Source organism: Haloarcula sp. Atlit-7R (assembly GCF_003666065.1).
In the GTDB taxonomy this organism is placed as follows: Archaea; Halobacteriota; Halobacteria; order Halobacteriales; family Haloarculaceae; genus Haloarcula; species Haloarcula taiwanensis.
Window position 1 is genome coordinate 1 of the sequence record NZ_QXIK01000081.1, and the last position, 492, is coordinate 492.

General features: G+C 54.7%; 1 pseudogene. It reads left to right on the forward strand.

Annotated features, from left to right (window positions below):
• Positions 1 to 147 precede the first annotated feature (147 nt).
• Positions 148 to 492: pseudogene (locus tag D3D01_RS22730) on the forward strand (hypothetical protein); the annotation flags it as partial.

A 492-nucleotide genomic window follows, 5' to 3' on the forward strand; every position in this document is an offset into this window, starting at 1 on the left:
GACATCCAGGACACGATTCGTCATGAACTTACGAACACGGAGTCGATTTCCCAGCCAACAGCAGCGGTCAATAATGAGGACGGTCACGCTGAGGCACCAACCGCTATTTTAGCCCACCTCGAATTCGGCGGCTCGATTGTCGATGATATGGGACCAGACTACTACGACTGGGACGATAGCCTCCGAGAACAAGCACAGCTTGATTATGTCGAACTTGAGGACGGTGCACAGGTTGTCTACGATCGTACCGAGTCGCGTGTCTTCATTCGACGGCCACCGAACCTTGATGGGGCTCGTGCAATTGTCGGCCTTGATGGAACGCCGGTCGAAGAACTTTGGTGCGGGCGGCTTGGCATCGACGATATCGAGAGCTGGCGGATTCTCTGCGACGATTGTCGGGCTCGATACCTCTGTGACGTCATTGGATACACGTTTGTCCAAACAACCTCACACGTCAAGCCCTACAGCAGTGGAGAGTACGTCAACCGACGG